Below are 15213 nucleotides of genomic sequence, written 5' to 3' on the forward strand. Positions count from 1 at the left end.
CATCAGTTTTTAATATATTTAACTCTACCACCTATACAATAAGTAATGATCATTTGATTACCGGAATATTCAATATCCAGAACAGGGCAGGAAACGCAATTGACAGCGGCACAATTCAGACTGTACGTAACTTCCGACTGAGGAACAATTTTTAATGAATTCCCATTGATAACTAATTCATTTGGCCCACAGCAACTGGCTTTTCCGTCCCCATCCAGCATCACGCCATCCGAGCGAAAAATCAGGTAAACAGGCGTCAGCGTATTGACAGTTTGCCAGACTTTTTTACCATTAACGGTAACTTCCGTTTCGGTCATCAACCACTTGCCTTCAATAGATGATGCAAGACTTTGAGGCGTTGCACTATCATTTTCATTACTTTTGCACCCAAGTAAGAAAATCAGTAAAAGTGGAATGTATAATAAACGTTTCATATAGTATCTTTTCATAATAGATTCATTTCCACAGACAAAGGTTGGAAATGGGTAAAAATTAAATACATGAACCAGTCCCCAATACATCTGTACCTGATACCAACCGTTCTCGCAGAAGGAACAAACGATCAGGTACTTAGCCCCCAGATTAAAGACGTCATTGCTAATGTGGATGTCTTTTTTGTTGAAAATATCAGAACCGCCAGGCGCTTTATCAGCAGCTTAAAACTTGGCAAAGTCATAGATAATATCACTTTTTTTGAATTGCATAAAGACACACCCCGTTCCGTTACTATGGCTCAGGTTAAGGGCCTGACACAAAATGCCGGCATATTATCCGAAGCGGGTTGTCCTGGTGTTGCCGACCCCGGTGCGGTTGCAGTAGATTTTGCACATCAGATTGGTATCCGCGTGGTACCACTTGTAGGTCCTTCTTCTATTTTATTGGCTTTGATGGCATCAGGTTTTAGCGGACAATCTTTTACTTTTCATGGTTACCTGCCGATTGACAAAATGGAAAGAAGAAAAGCAATTCAGCAACTGGAAAGGGATGTAAAACAAAAAGATCAGACACAGATTTTCATGGAAACTCCTTTCCGAAACAGCTCATTTCTGGAAGCGATTCTCGAAGCTGCCCAGCCAGAAACTTTGCTTTGTGTTGCTGCCAACATTACCTCATCTGAGGAGTTTATTGAGACACATCCTGTAAAATACTGGAAGAAAAATTTTCCGGACGTACAAAAACAACCAACCATATTCCTGATAGGATAATTTTCTTTCTCAAAATGGTGGCGGTCAGCTATTAATCATTTTTCATAACTAATCTGGTTTTACTTTTCCAACCAAGCGCAGCAATCCTGACTCCTGGAGAGTAGTATTGATTAGTTATTATTTACAAAATGATTGTAGCGATGAAAAAATGGATGTTTTTGGGAAGTTTTGCCTTGATGTTGGGGTTGGCCGGATGTGATGACAATGATTCGGTTTCCGGAAGAGTGATTACCTCGGATTTTGAAATAAATACGGATGACTGGACTGGTGTTCTTTCCGAATATAGTACGGAAACAGATACATCCTCCATAGAATTCCGGTTTGGCCGAACCACTTTACCAACGCCGCTGGATACAAAAACATACGGTTACATGCTGCAAAGTCACAACCGCAGTGATGATATGTTTATGTTTCTGAAAAAGAAAATTACCGGATTGAGGGCAAATTCTCAATACAACGTGACTTTTGAAATTGACCTGGCCACAAATTCTTCCTCGGGTGGATTAGGTGCTGGCGGCTCTGCGGGAAGTTCGGTGTTTGTTAAAGCAGGTGCGTCTGCCATTGAACCAGTGACAAAACTGGTTAGCGGTTTTTATACTTTCAATCTTGACAAAGGAATCCAGTCTGAAGGTGGAAAAGATTTGATCAATATTGGAAATGCTGCCAATGGTTTGGAAACAGATACTTACGCAATCGTTAAGCGTGACAATCTGACAAAACCGGTAACTGTTACTGCCGATGCAAGTGGAGCGATCTGGGTTTGTATAGGAACAGATTCAGGTTTTGAAGGATTGACAAAACTTTATTATGATAAAATTAAAGTGTCAATTACTGAAAAGGTAAATTGATTCGTTACTGATCTGCATATTTTCGACTAGTTTTGTCTACCCAAAGCGATTTAAAATTGATGAAGAAATATTTGACGTGGGCAAAACTGGTCCTTTTATTAAGTCTGTACGGATGCAGTGCTGAAAAACGCAATGACGTAAATCCTGTCAGAACAATGATTTCTGAATTTGATACAGATACAGAAGACTGGATCGGAGATTACGCTTTATACAATATAAAGGATACTACAAAAATTGCGTTCCTGATGGAACGTGATTCATTACCGGCAGCCATAGATTCCCTGAAATCCAGTTTGAGAATGGAGGCTACAAATACTGGCGACAGTATTTTTCTGTTTATCAAAAAGAAAATCGTCGGCCTGAATCCTGAAAAAACCTACAATGTTTCCTTTGATATAAATATAGGAACAAATTATCCGGACCTGGATAATGCTACGGGAAGAAAAGTAAACCTGAAAGCAGGAGCTTCTCAGAATGAACCCGTCAAACTTCTGAAATCCGGTTATTACAATTTGTCAGTAAAAAAAGGGTTCTGGAATGTTGATGGATCAGAAATGGCAATTTTAGGAAATATAACAAACGGTATCGGAAGGGCAGTTTACCAGCTGGTGAACCGAAACAGTTCATCTAAAAATATTTTGGTAAAACCTGATGCACAAGGAGTGATATGGGTTTGTGTGGGAGAAGATACCCAAGAAAAAGTAAAAACGGTTCTTTATTATGACAATATAAAAGTTGTATTGACCGAGCAGTAATTTTTTTTTATTGGCCTGATAGCATTGAAGCGTATGAAGAAGTTGATGATTTTTGGAAGTTTGATCTTGTCAGTATTTTTAGTAACCTGCAAAGGCACAACAGACACCTTACCTATCAAATTTTTTATAAGTTCTTTTCAACGTGACACCGAAGACTGGACTGGTGATGTCGCGTTATATAAAAATGGCCAGCAGGATACGATTGCATTTTCAATCAAACAAGGAAAAATCCCTGGATCCTCGGACAGTTCGTCGCGAGGATTAAGCGTTTCCGGTAAAAACATTGGTGACAGCCTTTTTTTATTTATCAAAAAGAAAATTACTGGCTTGAATCCGGCATTAACATATAAGGTAGCTTACGAAATTAATATTGGAACAAATTACCCGGACACGGTTGGATCCGCAGGAAGGCGCATTTTTATTAAAGCTGGTGCTTCTCCAAATGAACCTGTCAAAAAGCTGGGCAGCAATTATTACAATACCAACCTGGAACTTGGTGCTCTTTCCAAAAGTGGAGCAGAAATGATGTACCTGGGAACGGCTGGAAACGGGTTGGATTCTGTGGCTTACAGAAGTATTGTCAGGACAAATGCAAATTTGGCAGTGGAAGTAAAACCGAATGCGGCAGGAGAAATATGGCTTTGCGTTGGCGCGGAAACCAGTTATAAGGGTTTGATACAACTTTATTATGACCGGATTTACACGGCAGTAGGCGAAAAGCCAATTGAATAAAATTCAGTTTGCGATCTGTTTTGTAACTTCGCGATTATCCCGGGCCGCATCCTAAACCTTACGATTGAAAAAATGATACAAATAAAATCTTTTGTTTTCAACCCATTTTCGGAAAATACATACGTGCTGCATGACGAAACCGGCGAGGCAGTGATCGTTGATCCGGGTTGTTATGATAAAGCAGAATTTCAGGAACTCTACGATTATATTGAAACCAATAAGCTGAAACCGGTCCGCATAATCAATACCCATGCGCACATAGATCACGTTTTGGGAGTAGCTGCCGTGAAAGCAAAATACCATATTCCGTTTTCCCTGCATCACATCGACGAACCTTTGTTGAAAGCCGTGAAAACTTACGCATCCAATTATGGTTTCAACCAATTTGACGAACCGGAAATCGATTCTTATTTTGATGAAGGCGATACGATAACTTTCGGGGATTCTTCTTTGCGGATTCTTTTTGTTCCAGGCCATGCGCCGGGCCATGTCGCTTTTGTCAACGATGAACAGCAATTTGTGATTGGCGGAGATGTACTGTTTCGTCAAAGTATTGGCCGGACTGATCTTCCAGGGGGCAGTTTGGAAATTTTACTGGATAGCATCCGTACCAAACTTTTTACGCTTGCGGATGGTTACACAGTTTATGCGGGACACATGCAGCCGACAACAATCGGTTTCGAAAAGAAAAACAACCCCTTTTTGAATTAGAATGATATTATAAATTCAAACCGGTACAGAATACTTCTGATTTTATAATTTCCTTTGTCATCCCGCACCTCTAACTTTTGTATTGAAATTTAAAAATGTTTAACAGACATATTCCAAACGTTCTGACCTGCCTGAATCTGCTTTGCGGATGTATTGGCGTGGTAGAGGCGTTTCATAATAATATTGTAATTTCTTGCTGGCTTATCGGTATCGCGCTGATTTTTGATTTTTTCGATGGTTTTGCCGCGAGATTATTAAAAGTGAGCTCTCCAATTGGAAGAGATCTTGATTCTCTGGCCGATATGGTTACATTTGGATTGCTGCCATCCATCATTATTTACCAGTTGTTGATGCAGAGTATTCCAGATCTATTGGGCATCTGGAAAGCATATCCGGCTTTTCTTATCGCCATATTCTCGGCAATCCGGCTTGCAAAATTTAATAATGACCCGAGACAAAGTGATTCTTTTATTGGTGTTCCAACACCGGCCGCGGCCCTACTGATTGCATCCTTACCGCTAATTATTTTTAATGACGAATCCTGGAAACCGTTGATCGTCAATACCAATAATTTGCTGATGTTGACCGTTGTCATATGTTATCTGCTTGTGTCTGAAATTAAGCTGCTAGCATTGAAGTTCAGATCGTTTGGCTGGAAGGGAAATGAGGCACGCTATTCCTTGATGATTCTAACCGTAGTTTTACTGTTATTGTTTAAAGTCCTGGCTGTTCCCATCATTTTTGTTGCTTATCTGGGACTTTCGGTCGCCGCTAATATGGTAGAAAAGAAGGCATAAATTGGTAACAATTACTTTTTGTTGCAAATTTGCAAATTCGGAGAGAATGAAATTTTCAGTTTTTGGTTCAAACAAGATAAAACCTGCGGATCAATTCTTTCAAGTCGCTTAAAATACCAAATCAAATTCTGCATGACATTTTCGCGTATCACCGGCCTTGGCTATTACGTTCCTGACAATATTATTACCAATAATGACCTTACCCAATGGATGGATACATCCGATGAATGGATACAGGAAAGAACCGGCATCAAGGAACGTCGTTATTTTGAACACGGAAAAGATACCAATTACAGCATGGCGGCGGCGGCATCGCGTCAGGCACTTGAACGGGCCGGATTAACGGCTGATAATGTTGATGTTATTGTGTATGCCACGATCACACCTGATTACTTTTTTCCCGGTTCTGCGTTTTTAATGCAGCGCGAATTGGGGATGGATGGGAAACCGGTTATCGACATCCGTCAGCAGTGTTCAGGATTTGTTTATGCACTTTCCATTGCGGACCAGTTTATAAAATCTGGTATGTATAAAACCGCGCTTGTGGTAGGTTCGGAAATTCAGTCATCCTGGATCGACAAAAGTACCGCAGGGAGAAATACTGCTGTGATTTTCGGAGACGGCGCAGGAGCAGCAGTTTTACAGGCCACCGAAGATCCGCATCATCGCATTTTATCAACGCATTTACACGCAGACGGCAGATTTGCCGAAGATCTTTACGTAAAGGAACCCGGAAGCAGCAGGCCTGGCAGAACAGCCACCGCAAAAATGATTGAAGAAGGCGGTTTTAACGTACATATGAATGGAAACACCGTTTTCAAACATGCCATTGTCCGTTTTGGAGAAGTTATTAATGAAGCATTGGAAGCCAACGGATTTACTTCCGACGATGTGAATGTACTTGTGCCACATCAGGCAAATATCAGGATAAGTGATTATGTACGTCAGCAAATGGGTTTATCTGAAGAGCAGGTGATCAACAATATTCAGCGTTTTGGAAATACAACGGCTGCGTCAATTCCAATTGCAATGGCAGAGGCATGGGAACAAGATAGAATTAAAGAAGGAGATCTGGTTTGTCTGGCTGCTTTTGGAAGCGGGTTTACCTGGGCTTCGGCGTTAATCAGATGGTAAAAAAAAGGAAAACTTTATTAAAATAAGAAAATAGAAAAGTAAATTTGTAAAAAGTAAAAAAGACAGAAACCCTGTCTTTTATCCATACTCCCCTCTTTAATTACTAATACTGACCTGTTGACAGCATCACCAAAGTGCATGCTTCCACTGGTACGATATTTTTAGCAACCAACATGTTCTCAAATTCCTGGTTTTCTGTACCAGGGTTAAATATTACACGTTTTGGGTTCAATGAAATTATATAGTCGTAGTAAGAAGGTTGAATACTTGGATTGATGTACAAGGTAACCGTGTCGATATCCTCCCAGATAATCGGTTCAACATGGATTTCCTGATCATCAACAAGTCCTTTCCTTCTTCCAAGAAGCACAACAGGATGATCCAGGGAATTAAGTTTCCTTGCCGCCAAAAATGAATATCTGGAAGGATTAGCGGAAGCACCAATTATAAGCGTACGTTTCATTTCTTTCAATTGAAAAAATTGTTTAAACACTTTAACTCAAAACATTCATTCCTGGCATTAAGTTTTCTTTATGCAGATATTACTTGTTAACAAAAAAATTAAAAAATTATAATTTAAAATCGAAGGTCAAACAATGAATGAGCCAACGCCAACTATAAGCCGGAGTTTTTGGAATGAGAAATGGGCTGTGATTAAGTTCGGAGAAATAGAAAATGCTCCGCACTATGAGGTTTCTAACTATGGAAGATTGAAAAGTTTTCAAAACAATCCAAAGGATGGAGCTATCATCAAAGGATCTGTGATTCAGGGTTATCGCTCTCTAAATATACGTGTTACGGGAGGAAAAACGATCAATCGCTATGTGCATAAACTAGTTGCTGAGAACTTTGTTGACAAAGCAAGTGACGATCACGGTTTTGTAATTCATACCGATTACGAAAAACAAAACAATTATTACGAAAACCTGAGATGGGTTACAAAAACGGAAATGATTGATCACAACCGTGAAAATCCTGCTTTCATCAATCGTGTGATTCCGCGTCGTACTAAAAATTATAAACTGACAGAAAGTAAAGTACGAATCATTAAAAAGCTGCTTAAAAACGACAATAACCGTTTAAAAATGATTGCAAAGCAATTTGGAATTACACACACGCAGCTTAACAGGATACGTTCCGGGGAAAACTGGAAACATGTTACGATCGAAGATTAGAAGAAAATGGAAAAAGTGGGGATTTTATTTCTTATCCAGGGAAGAAACCGTATAACCGCTTCCGTTCATCCCTTCCTCGTAGTCAACCAAAACACCAAGAACGTACATTAAATGCCTCTTGTCAATAATTACTTTAACACCGTCAATTCTGTAAATCTGGTCAAATTCTGATGGGGTATCAAACCCCAATAAAAATGTTCCGCTGCATCCACCACCGCGCAACCCTACCCTCAAACCGTAGGTGTCAGGAATCTTATTCGCTTCCAGCGTGGTGACAATTTCAAGCTTGGCCTTGTCTGTAATTTGAATCGGGTTCTCCATGAATCACATAATAATTACCATTCAAAATGTAACTGCTAAATAGACAATTACAGATCTTGAAAGGATCAAATAAACTTAGGCAAACCTTGGTATCATCCCGGAAAATAACCGGCAAATACTGAGGTTTGCTACAAGTTAACAGCATTTATGTTTTTTGAATTCGTATTTAATTCAATTTCTTCCTTCTAATTTTCAGTTATCTTGTAATTTCGCACTTTGATGCGTTACAAAATACTATTAAATAAAGCTATGGAGTACTACTCACTCATTACCGTTCTGATACTTGGGGCCATTGTAACTTATGGTATGTATCTGACCATTACGACAGTCGCAGAAAAAGTTTTTGACAAACAAAAAAATGATATCCGCAGCAAAAATATTGAGATCACATTACCGCTTCGTTTGCAGGCTTACGAACGCATGTGTCTGTTTTTAGAACGAATTACACCTAATAATCTGTTGTTGAGAGTAGTGGCATCTGCCGGCAACGCTCTTGAATTACAGCAAATTCTGTTGTATGAAATCCGTGAGGAGTACAATCATAATCTTGCTCAGCAAATTTATATCAGCATTGACGCCTGGGGACAAGTTTCAAACGCGATGAATGAAATTGTTTCGATTATTAACCAGGCAGCTGTTGACGTGGATGCAGAAGCTCCCGCTTCGGAACTTGCTAAAAAAATATTTGCGCAGGTGATTCAGCAGGAAATACAGCCTACAACACATGCCTTAAAGTTTGTGAAGGAAGAAATCCAGAGATTATTTTAAAAGAAAGAATAACTGTCTGTCGGAAAATATAACAGACTTTTTCAAAATCAGAATTATAAGAATGTTATACCCAAATACAATAGAACAAAAATTAGGTTTTGACAAACTGCGCGAATTATTGAAAGAAGCGTGTATTAGTCCATTGGGGCGTAGTTTTGTCGAAAAAATTCGTTTCTCAGACAATTTTGGTATGGTTGAAAAACTGGTTAGCCAAACAGCTGAAATGAAACGGGTACTGGAAATCGGAGAAGATTTCCCTTCTCAAAATTATATCGATGCAACACCATATCTGAAACGTGCAAGTATTGAAGGCATGCTGCTAACACTGGAAGAATTTTCAGATTTAAAAGCATCCTTGCAAACGATCCGTCTTTGTCTGCGCTTTTTTGCTAATCAGGAACCTGAGTCATTTCCTCTTTTAAGTGAATATGCCAAAACGGTCCGTGTTGATAAAGCGATTACAGATTCGATTGATAAAATTATTGACGACCGTGGACAAATTCGTGATACTGCTTCTCCTGAACTTTCCCGGATCAGAAAAAAATTAATTTCCGAGCAGGCCGGTATCCGAAAAAAACTGGATACCATGCTTCGCAGTGCCAAAAGCAGCGGCTGGATTAGTGAAGATGTTTCTTTAACAGTCAGAAATGGCCGGATGGTAATTCCATTAGCGGCCGAACACAAGCGAAAACTGAAAGGATTTATTCATGACGAATCCTCTACCGGACAAACGGTTTTTATAGAACCAACGGACGTTTTCGAATCCAACAATGAAATCCGTGAACTGGAATATGAAGAACGCCGGGAAATAAACCGAATTTTGATGCATTTGACGGATCAACTAAGGCCTTTTGTGCCTGATCTTCAAAAAGCATATTCGTTTTTAGGATTAATGGATTTCTTACGCGCAAAAGCGAAGATTGCTATTCAGATGAATGCAACCAATCCAACTTTTGTCAATAAACAATTTATAGACTGGAAAGACGCAAGACATCCATTATTGCATTTATCTTTTGAAAAACAAGGAAAAAAAGTTGTTCCGCTGAATATTGAATTGCAGGACAAACAAAGGATCCTCATCGTTTCCGGACCAAATGCGGGTGGAAAATCTGTTTCATTAAAAACAGTTGGATTGATCCAGTACATGCACCAATGCGGACTTCTGGTGCCAATGGCGGACGGCTCTTCAATGGGATTTTTCCAAAATATTTTTATTGATATTGGTGATGAGCAATCACTGGAAAATGATTTGAGTACGTATAGCTCACATCTTACCAACATGCGACATTTTCTTACATTAGCCAATAAAAGGACACTTTTCCTCATCGATGAATTTGGAACAGGAACAGAGCCAGGACTCGGCGGAGCGATTGCAGAAGCAATTTTAGAAGATCTGACGAAGTCAGGTGCATATGGTGTAATCAATACGCATTATACCAATTTGAAAGTCCTGGCTGATAAAACAGAAGGGTTGGTTAATGGGGCGATGCGGTTCGACGGAGAACATTTAGAACCAATTTATCAGTTAGAAATAGGAAGACCGGGAAGTTCTTTTGCTTTTGAAATTGCTTCAAAAATTGGTTTACCGAATACCGTGATCAACCGCGCCAAAGAAAAACTGGGCACGCAGCAAGTCAATTTTGAAAAATTACTAAAAGAACTGGATATTGAACGTAAGGTTTTTGCAGAGAAAAATATTGAACTGGGGATTAAGGAAAGAAAAGCTGCACAGCAACTTTCGGAATATACCAAGCTGAAATCCAATCTGGAAAACAACGAGAAAAAGCTTGTAAATGATGCAAAGCAAAAAGCCAAAAACTTACTTTCTGACGCGAATCAGCTGATTGAAAATACAATCCGCGAAATAAAAGAAAACAAGGCCGAAAAAGAAAAAACAAAAACAGTACGTACCACGCTGGAAAATTTTGGCAAAAAGAATTTGAAACTGGAAGAAGTTGAAGAACTTCCATCAGAAGATAGTGTTTTTGAGCCGGAAGATGGAGCGATAATCATCGGAAGTTATGTACGTGTTATCGGGCAGACTGCCATTGGTGAAGTATTGGCTTTAAAAGGCAAAGACGTAGAAATACGGATTGGTGATTTGAAATCAAATATTAAATTGAACCGTCTTGAAAAAGTTTCAAACAGAACATACAAGGAAGCAACCGGCGAAAAGAAACTAAAAACAGTTTCCAAAGGTGTCGATCTGAATGAAAGAATGATGAATTTCAGTTTCAATCTGGATATTCGCGGAAAACGTGGAGAAGAAGCCTTAGGTGTACTGGATTCTTTCATGGACAATGCCATAATGCTCGGCTACGATGAGCTGCGTGTTGTTCACGGCAAAGGTGACGGAATTTTAAGAACACTTGTCAGAAATCATTTAAGGGGTTATTCTCACGTTGCTGGAATGCAGGATGAACATGCAGATCGCGGCGGTGCAGGTGTAACAATCGTGAAATTGAAATAATTTATTCCCAGGATTTTCGATGTTGCCACGTAGGGGTCACGCCTTGTGCTGACCCGGAACTGACAACAAAGCTCTATTCGAGAAAATAACAAAATCAAAAAAGTCAGCCGATGAGCTGACTTTTTTGATTTTTAGGAAATCTGGTTGATTCGGAAATCTGGATAATGGATAGTCCTTGCCTCCGGGAATAGGGCGACCACGAGGGTCGCCCCAACGTAAGTCCAACCCGTCGCCCAAAATTACAATTGCGGCGATTTCAATATTTCCGTCTGATCAACATAAACCGGTCTCTTATTTCCAATCCAGAAATAAAGCACGATAAACATTACCAAAGCAACAAGTGGGAACATAATCATATTTTGTAAAGTCGCCTGACCAGCTGCCAATTCAGCCGCATCACCAGTAACGCCAGCTGCAGCCTGAACCCCTTTTTCATTATCAAGCCATCTCCCGATAATAGGCTGGAACATCGAAGTAGAGAACATTCCCATTCCGCCAACGATTGATAATCCAAACGCTCCTGTACGTGGCATATATTCCGCTACAAAACCAAGCATCGTTGGCCAGAAATAACACACACCTACCGCAAACAACATCGCTGCAAAATAAACAAGACCTCCTGTTGCGATACTCATCAGATAAATTCCAATGGCAGCCATAACAGTCGAACTTAAAAGGATAGTAATAGGATTCAAACGGTGAACAATTGGTCCTGCAAAGAAACGACCAACAGCCATTAAACCTGTTACACAAACCAAAATAATCATTGGACTTGCACCAACTTTCCCAAGGATTGGACCAACCCATTGTTCCGGACCGAATTCAGAAATTGCAGTAAATGCCATTGCAACCATGATAAAGATATAAAGCGGAGAAAGCATTGCCTTGAAGTTTCCGGCAGTATTTGCTTCCACTTTGCTAACAGGGAAAGTCTGTCCCCAGAAAAGGAATGCATAAATAACAGCAGGAATAGCAATAACCCACATTTGAGCCTGCCAGTTGAAGCCATAATCCGTCATGAATTTCGAGATAAGACTACCTACCACAATTCCGCCAGGGAACCACATGTGAAAGCGGTTCATCATCTTATTCAGCTTACTTCCTGAATATGTATCGGCGATCATCGGGTTACAGGCAGCTTCTGTACATCCATTTCCAAAACCGATGAAAAAAGTAGAGATTAGTAAACCCCAGAAACCTTGTGCATAAATAGTCAATACAATACCTAACGCATGACTTATAAAAGTTACGTAAATAATTCTTTTAGGCCCAACAACATTGTACAAAGCTCCAAACACGATCATGGCGATTGGAAAACCAAAAAATGCCATGGAATTAATAAATCCCAGCTGCTCGCCGGACAGACTGAATTTTTCGCCAAGTTCTGTAAGGATACCCGCGCGGATACCAAATGAAAAAGCGGTTGTAATAAGTGCAAAACAGCTTGCATTGAAAAGCCGTGAGCTATTTACTGGTTGAGCCATGCGTAGAAAAATTAAATAAGTTAAAGGTTAAAATTATGAGAGTGACTAATTACGAACATTATGACAATGAAATTGTATAAGATTTTCACAAAAAAAACAAATACTCGTCAATTATACTACTCTATCTTTACAGAGAGACATATTTTTTCTGTGTTAAATATATCTTTGTAAGAAGTAAGAGTAACAGATACTACTCTTTATAAGTATAAAATCTTTTTGAAACTTTAAACCCAGAGGAATGTCACGAAAGATAAGGATGGGTATGGTGGGAGGAACACTTGATGCTTTTATCGGAGGAGTTCACCGCCGTGCGGCTATCATGGATGGAGAAATTGAACTGGTTTGCGGTGCTTTCAGCTCGTCTCCCGAAAAATCGAAAGAGACCGGAAAAGCCCTTTATTTGCCGGAAGACCGCGTTTATGCAAACTTTGAGGAAATGATCCTTAAAGAAAAGCAGCTTCCGGAAGGGGAACGGATGGACTTCATTTCTGTTGTTACTCCCAATCACGTACATGCATCACCTACGAAACTGGCTCTTGAGAACGGTTTCCACGTGGTATGCGATAAGCCAATAACACTTAATGTAAAAGAAGCAGAAGAAATTGTTGCGCTGGTTGAAAAAACCGGCCTCGTTTTCTGTCTGACACATAATTACACAGGTTATCCGATGGTAAAAGAGGCAAAAGAAATGATTGCTTCCGGCGCGATAGGAAAAGTACGGAAAGTAATCGTGGAATATCCGCAGGGATGGCTTTCAACAATGGTTGAAGTTACTGGCAACAAACAAGCTGCATGGCGTACCGATCCGAGTAAATCCGGAGCGGGCGGAAGCCTTGGCGATATTGGAACGCATGCTGAAAACCTGGCCGAATATATCACCGGATTAAAAATCACTCAACTTTGTGCCGATCTCACCATTTTTGTTGAAGGTCGCCAGCTTGACGATGATGCCAATGTTTTATTGCGTTTCAACAACGGAGCAAAAGGTATTTTACAAGATAGCCAGATTGCAAACGGAGAAGAAAACGATTTGAATATTCGTGTTTATGGAGAGACCGGCGGGTTGCAATGGAGACAAATGGAGCCTAATACCTTAATCCATAAAACACAGCAAGGTGTAAGACATATCCGTACCGGTGTCGGAAATTTATCAAAAGCTGCACAGGTTCATACACGTATTCCAGCAGGTCATCCGGAAGGATATTTTGAGGCTTTCGCTAATCTTTACCGGAATTTTGCCATTCACGTTCGTGCGTATCAGGAAGGCAGAAAGGCAGATCCTGTTTATGATTTCCCTAGTGCACAAGATGGTTTGCGCGGAATGAAATTCGTTGAAACCGTTCTGGCGTCAGATAAGTCTGACACAAAGTGGACAACTTTTGAGTAGATAGTAAACGAATTCGTATTTGAAGATCGGAAACCATTCCGGTCTTCTTTATAATTAGGTTATCCACATTTAGAAATAATTTTCACCTTTCACTTTTTACCAGGTTTATGAATAAAATAAAAGTTGGTGTAGTTGGAACCGGTTTTATTGGTCCTGCCCATATCGAAGCTTTAAGACGCTTACCGAATGTAGAAGTTGCCGCTCTTTGCGAAGTGACCGCAGAAATTGCAAAACAGAAAGCAGATGGATTAGGTATTGCCCGTTCTTATACCTTCGATGAATTATTAAAGCAGGATGATATTACCGTTATCCATATCTGTACACCTAACTTCCTTCACTATTCACAGTCGAAAGCCGCTTTATTGGCTGGAAAACATGTTATTTGTGAAAAACCGCTTGCCAAAGATTTAGTTGAAGCCGAAGAACTGGTTGAACTTGCTGCAAAAACCGGTCTGGTAAATGCTGTGCATTTCAACTTGCGCTACTACCCATTGGCTCGTCAAATGAAGTCGATGCGTGAGCGTGGAGAATTGGGAGAAATTTATTCTTTCATCGGTTCTTATCTTCAAGACTGGCTGTTTTACGAAACAGATTACAACTGGCGTCTTGAACCAGACAAATCCGGTGATTCCCGGGCGATTGCTGATATCGGTTCCCACTTGATGGATATTCTTGAATACATTACTGGCTTGAAAACGGTTGAAGTTCTTGCAGATTTTAACACCATTCACAAAACCCGTAAAAAACCTTTGAAGCCGGTAGAAACCTATTCCGGAAAAATGCTTCAGCCGGAAGATTATGCTGATGTACCTATCACAACAGAGGATCACGCAAACGTACTTCTTCGTTTCGACAACGGGAGTAAAGGTGTTATCACTGTTTCTCAGGTTTCAGCAGGTCGTAAAAACCGTATGACTCTGGAAATTTCAGGTTCTAAGAAAACTTTCAACTGGACTTCCGAAGCGCCAAATGAAATGTGGATTGGTAACCGCGATAAAAGCAATGAAATTTTAATGCGCGATCCCTCACTTGTTAATGACGACGTTCGCTCATTAATTACATTTCCAGGCGGACACAACGAAGGTTTTCCGGATACTTCCAAACAAATGTTCAAGGAAGTTTACGCGGCCATCGCCGAAGGCAAACAACCGGAAAACCCAACTTTCCCAACATTCGCTGACGGATACCGTGAGCTTTTGATCTGTGAAAGAATTTTGGAAAGTAACAAGAAGCAAGCTTGGGTGGCTATTTAATTTTGAATTAGTGAATGATAGAAGGGAAAAATGATAGAGTGAGTGAATGATAGAATGAGTGAATAATTAGCTCATTCGATTTCCTCTGATATAAATAATCTTCTGAGGAAAAAGTAACGATCTATCTCTTACCAAAAGCAATTCAAGCCATTAAGTTTATTCCTCGCCATTCT

The 15213-nt window shown here is 40.0% G+C and carries 16 protein-coding genes; 12 read left to right on the forward strand and 4 right to left on the reverse strand.

What is annotated here, in order from left to right; genetic code table 11:
• Positions 1-2: 2 nt before the first annotated feature.
• Positions 3-434 carry a hypothetical protein gene (locus tag FZF08_RS16305; protein WP_159470635.1) on the reverse strand — a complete coding sequence of 144 codons (432 nt, stop codon included), beginning with the start codon at positions 432-434 and terminating at the stop codon, positions 3-5.
• Between the two features lie 66 nt (positions 435-500).
• On the opposite strand from FZF08_RS16305, the gene FZF08_RS16310 reads away from it, so the two are divergent.
• The 7 genes from FZF08_RS16310 to FZF08_RS16340 all read left to right on the forward strand — a co-directional run bounded on the left by FZF08_RS16310 (position 501) and on the right by FZF08_RS16340 (position 6182).
• The gene (locus FZF08_RS16310) at positions 501-1205 is read left to right on the forward strand and encodes an SAM-dependent methyltransferase (protein WP_159470637.1); all 705 of its coding nucleotides are present in this window, start codon (positions 501-503) and stop codon (positions 1203-1205) included.
• Between the two features lie 140 nt (positions 1206-1345).
• Positions 1346-2053 carry a hypothetical protein gene (locus tag FZF08_RS16315; protein WP_159470639.1) on the forward strand — a complete coding sequence of 236 codons (708 nt, stop codon included), beginning with the start codon at positions 1346-1348 and terminating at the stop codon, positions 2051-2053.
• A gap of 59 nt (positions 2054-2112) precedes the next feature.
• Entirely contained in the window at positions 2113-2808 is a 696-nt protein-coding gene (locus tag FZF08_RS16320; RefSeq protein WP_159470641.1) for a hypothetical protein, read from the forward strand.
• A gap of 33 nt (positions 2809-2841) precedes the next feature.
• Positions 2842-3540, forward strand: a complete 699-nt coding sequence (locus FZF08_RS16325; RefSeq protein WP_159470643.1) for a hypothetical protein — start codon at positions 2842-2844, stop codon at positions 3538-3540.
• A 72-nt stretch (positions 3541-3612) separates the two neighbouring features.
• On the forward strand, positions 3613-4251 hold the full coding sequence (locus FZF08_RS16330; protein ID WP_159470645.1) for an MBL fold metallo-hydrolase: 639 nt from the start codon (positions 3613-3615) through the stop codon (positions 4249-4251).
• Positions 4252-4346: 95 nt separating this feature from the next.
• Positions 4347-5048 carry a CDP-diacylglycerol--serine O-phosphatidyltransferase gene (pssA, locus tag FZF08_RS16335; protein ID WP_159470647.1) on the forward strand — a complete coding sequence of 234 codons (702 nt, stop codon included), beginning with the start codon at positions 4347-4349 and terminating at the stop codon, positions 5046-5048.
• Positions 5049-5180: 132 nt separating this feature from the next.
• Positions 5181-6182: a 3-oxoacyl-ACP synthase III family protein gene (locus FZF08_RS16340; protein ID WP_159470649.1), complete on the forward strand. Its 1002-nt coding sequence runs from the start codon at positions 5181-5183 to the stop codon at positions 6180-6182.
• A 103-nt stretch (positions 6183-6285) separates the two neighbouring features.
• Here FZF08_RS16340 and FZF08_RS16345 read toward each other — a convergent pair whose 3' ends face one another.
• Positions 6286-6645, reverse strand: coding sequence for a CoA-binding protein (locus tag FZF08_RS16345; RefSeq protein WP_159470651.1), 360 nt, complete (start codon positions 6643-6645; stop codon positions 6286-6288).
• 133 nt (positions 6646-6778) lie between these two features.
• Here FZF08_RS16345 and FZF08_RS16350 point away from each other — a divergent pair, with 133 nt between their 5' ends.
• On the forward strand, positions 6779-7357 hold the full coding sequence (locus tag FZF08_RS16350) for an HNH endonuclease (RefSeq protein ID WP_159470653.1): 579 nt from the start codon (positions 6779-6781) through the stop codon (positions 7355-7357).
• A 24-nt stretch (positions 7358-7381) separates the two neighbouring features.
• Here the strand turns inward: FZF08_RS16350 and FZF08_RS16355 are convergent, their stop codons facing one another.
• A complete protein-coding gene (locus FZF08_RS16355) occupies positions 7382-7678 on the reverse strand; it encodes an iron-sulfur cluster assembly accessory protein (RefSeq protein WP_159470655.1) in 297 nt (98 codons plus the stop codon).
• Positions 7679-7927: 249 nt separating this feature from the next.
• Here FZF08_RS16355 and FZF08_RS16360 point away from each other — a divergent pair, with 249 nt between their 5' ends.
• Together FZF08_RS16360 and FZF08_RS16365 are read left to right on the forward strand one after the other, a co-directional pair.
• A complete protein-coding gene (locus FZF08_RS16360) occupies positions 7928-8446 on the forward strand; it encodes a hypothetical protein (RefSeq protein ID WP_159470657.1) in 519 nt (172 codons plus the stop codon).
• Positions 8447-8507: 61 nt separating this feature from the next.
• Positions 8508-10916 carry an endonuclease MutS2 gene (locus tag FZF08_RS16365; RefSeq protein WP_159470659.1) on the forward strand — a complete coding sequence of 803 codons (2409 nt, stop codon included), beginning with the start codon at positions 8508-8510 and terminating at the stop codon, positions 10914-10916.
• Positions 10917-11155: 239 nt separating this feature from the next.
• Here the strand turns inward: FZF08_RS16365 and FZF08_RS16370 are convergent, their stop codons facing one another.
• Positions 11156-12400 carry a sugar MFS transporter gene (locus FZF08_RS16370; protein WP_159470661.1) on the reverse strand — a complete coding sequence of 415 codons (1245 nt, stop codon included), beginning with the start codon at positions 12398-12400 and terminating at the stop codon, positions 11156-11158.
• Positions 12401-12656: 256 nt separating this feature from the next.
• Between FZF08_RS16370 and FZF08_RS16375 the strand changes: the two genes are divergently transcribed.
• Entirely contained in the window at positions 12657-13787 is a 1131-nt protein-coding gene (locus FZF08_RS16375; RefSeq protein ID WP_159471096.1) for a Gfo/Idh/MocA family protein, read from the forward strand.
• Between the two features lie 107 nt (positions 13788-13894).
• Entirely contained in the window at positions 13895-15040 is a 1146-nt protein-coding gene (locus FZF08_RS16380) for a Gfo/Idh/MocA family protein (RefSeq protein WP_159470663.1), read from the forward strand.
• Positions 15041-15213 lie beyond the last annotated feature (173 nt).

The organism is Dyadobacter sp. 3J3, assembly GCF_009801115.1.
In the GTDB taxonomy this organism is placed as follows: Bacteria; Bacteroidota; Bacteroidia; order Cytophagales; family Spirosomataceae; genus Dyadobacter.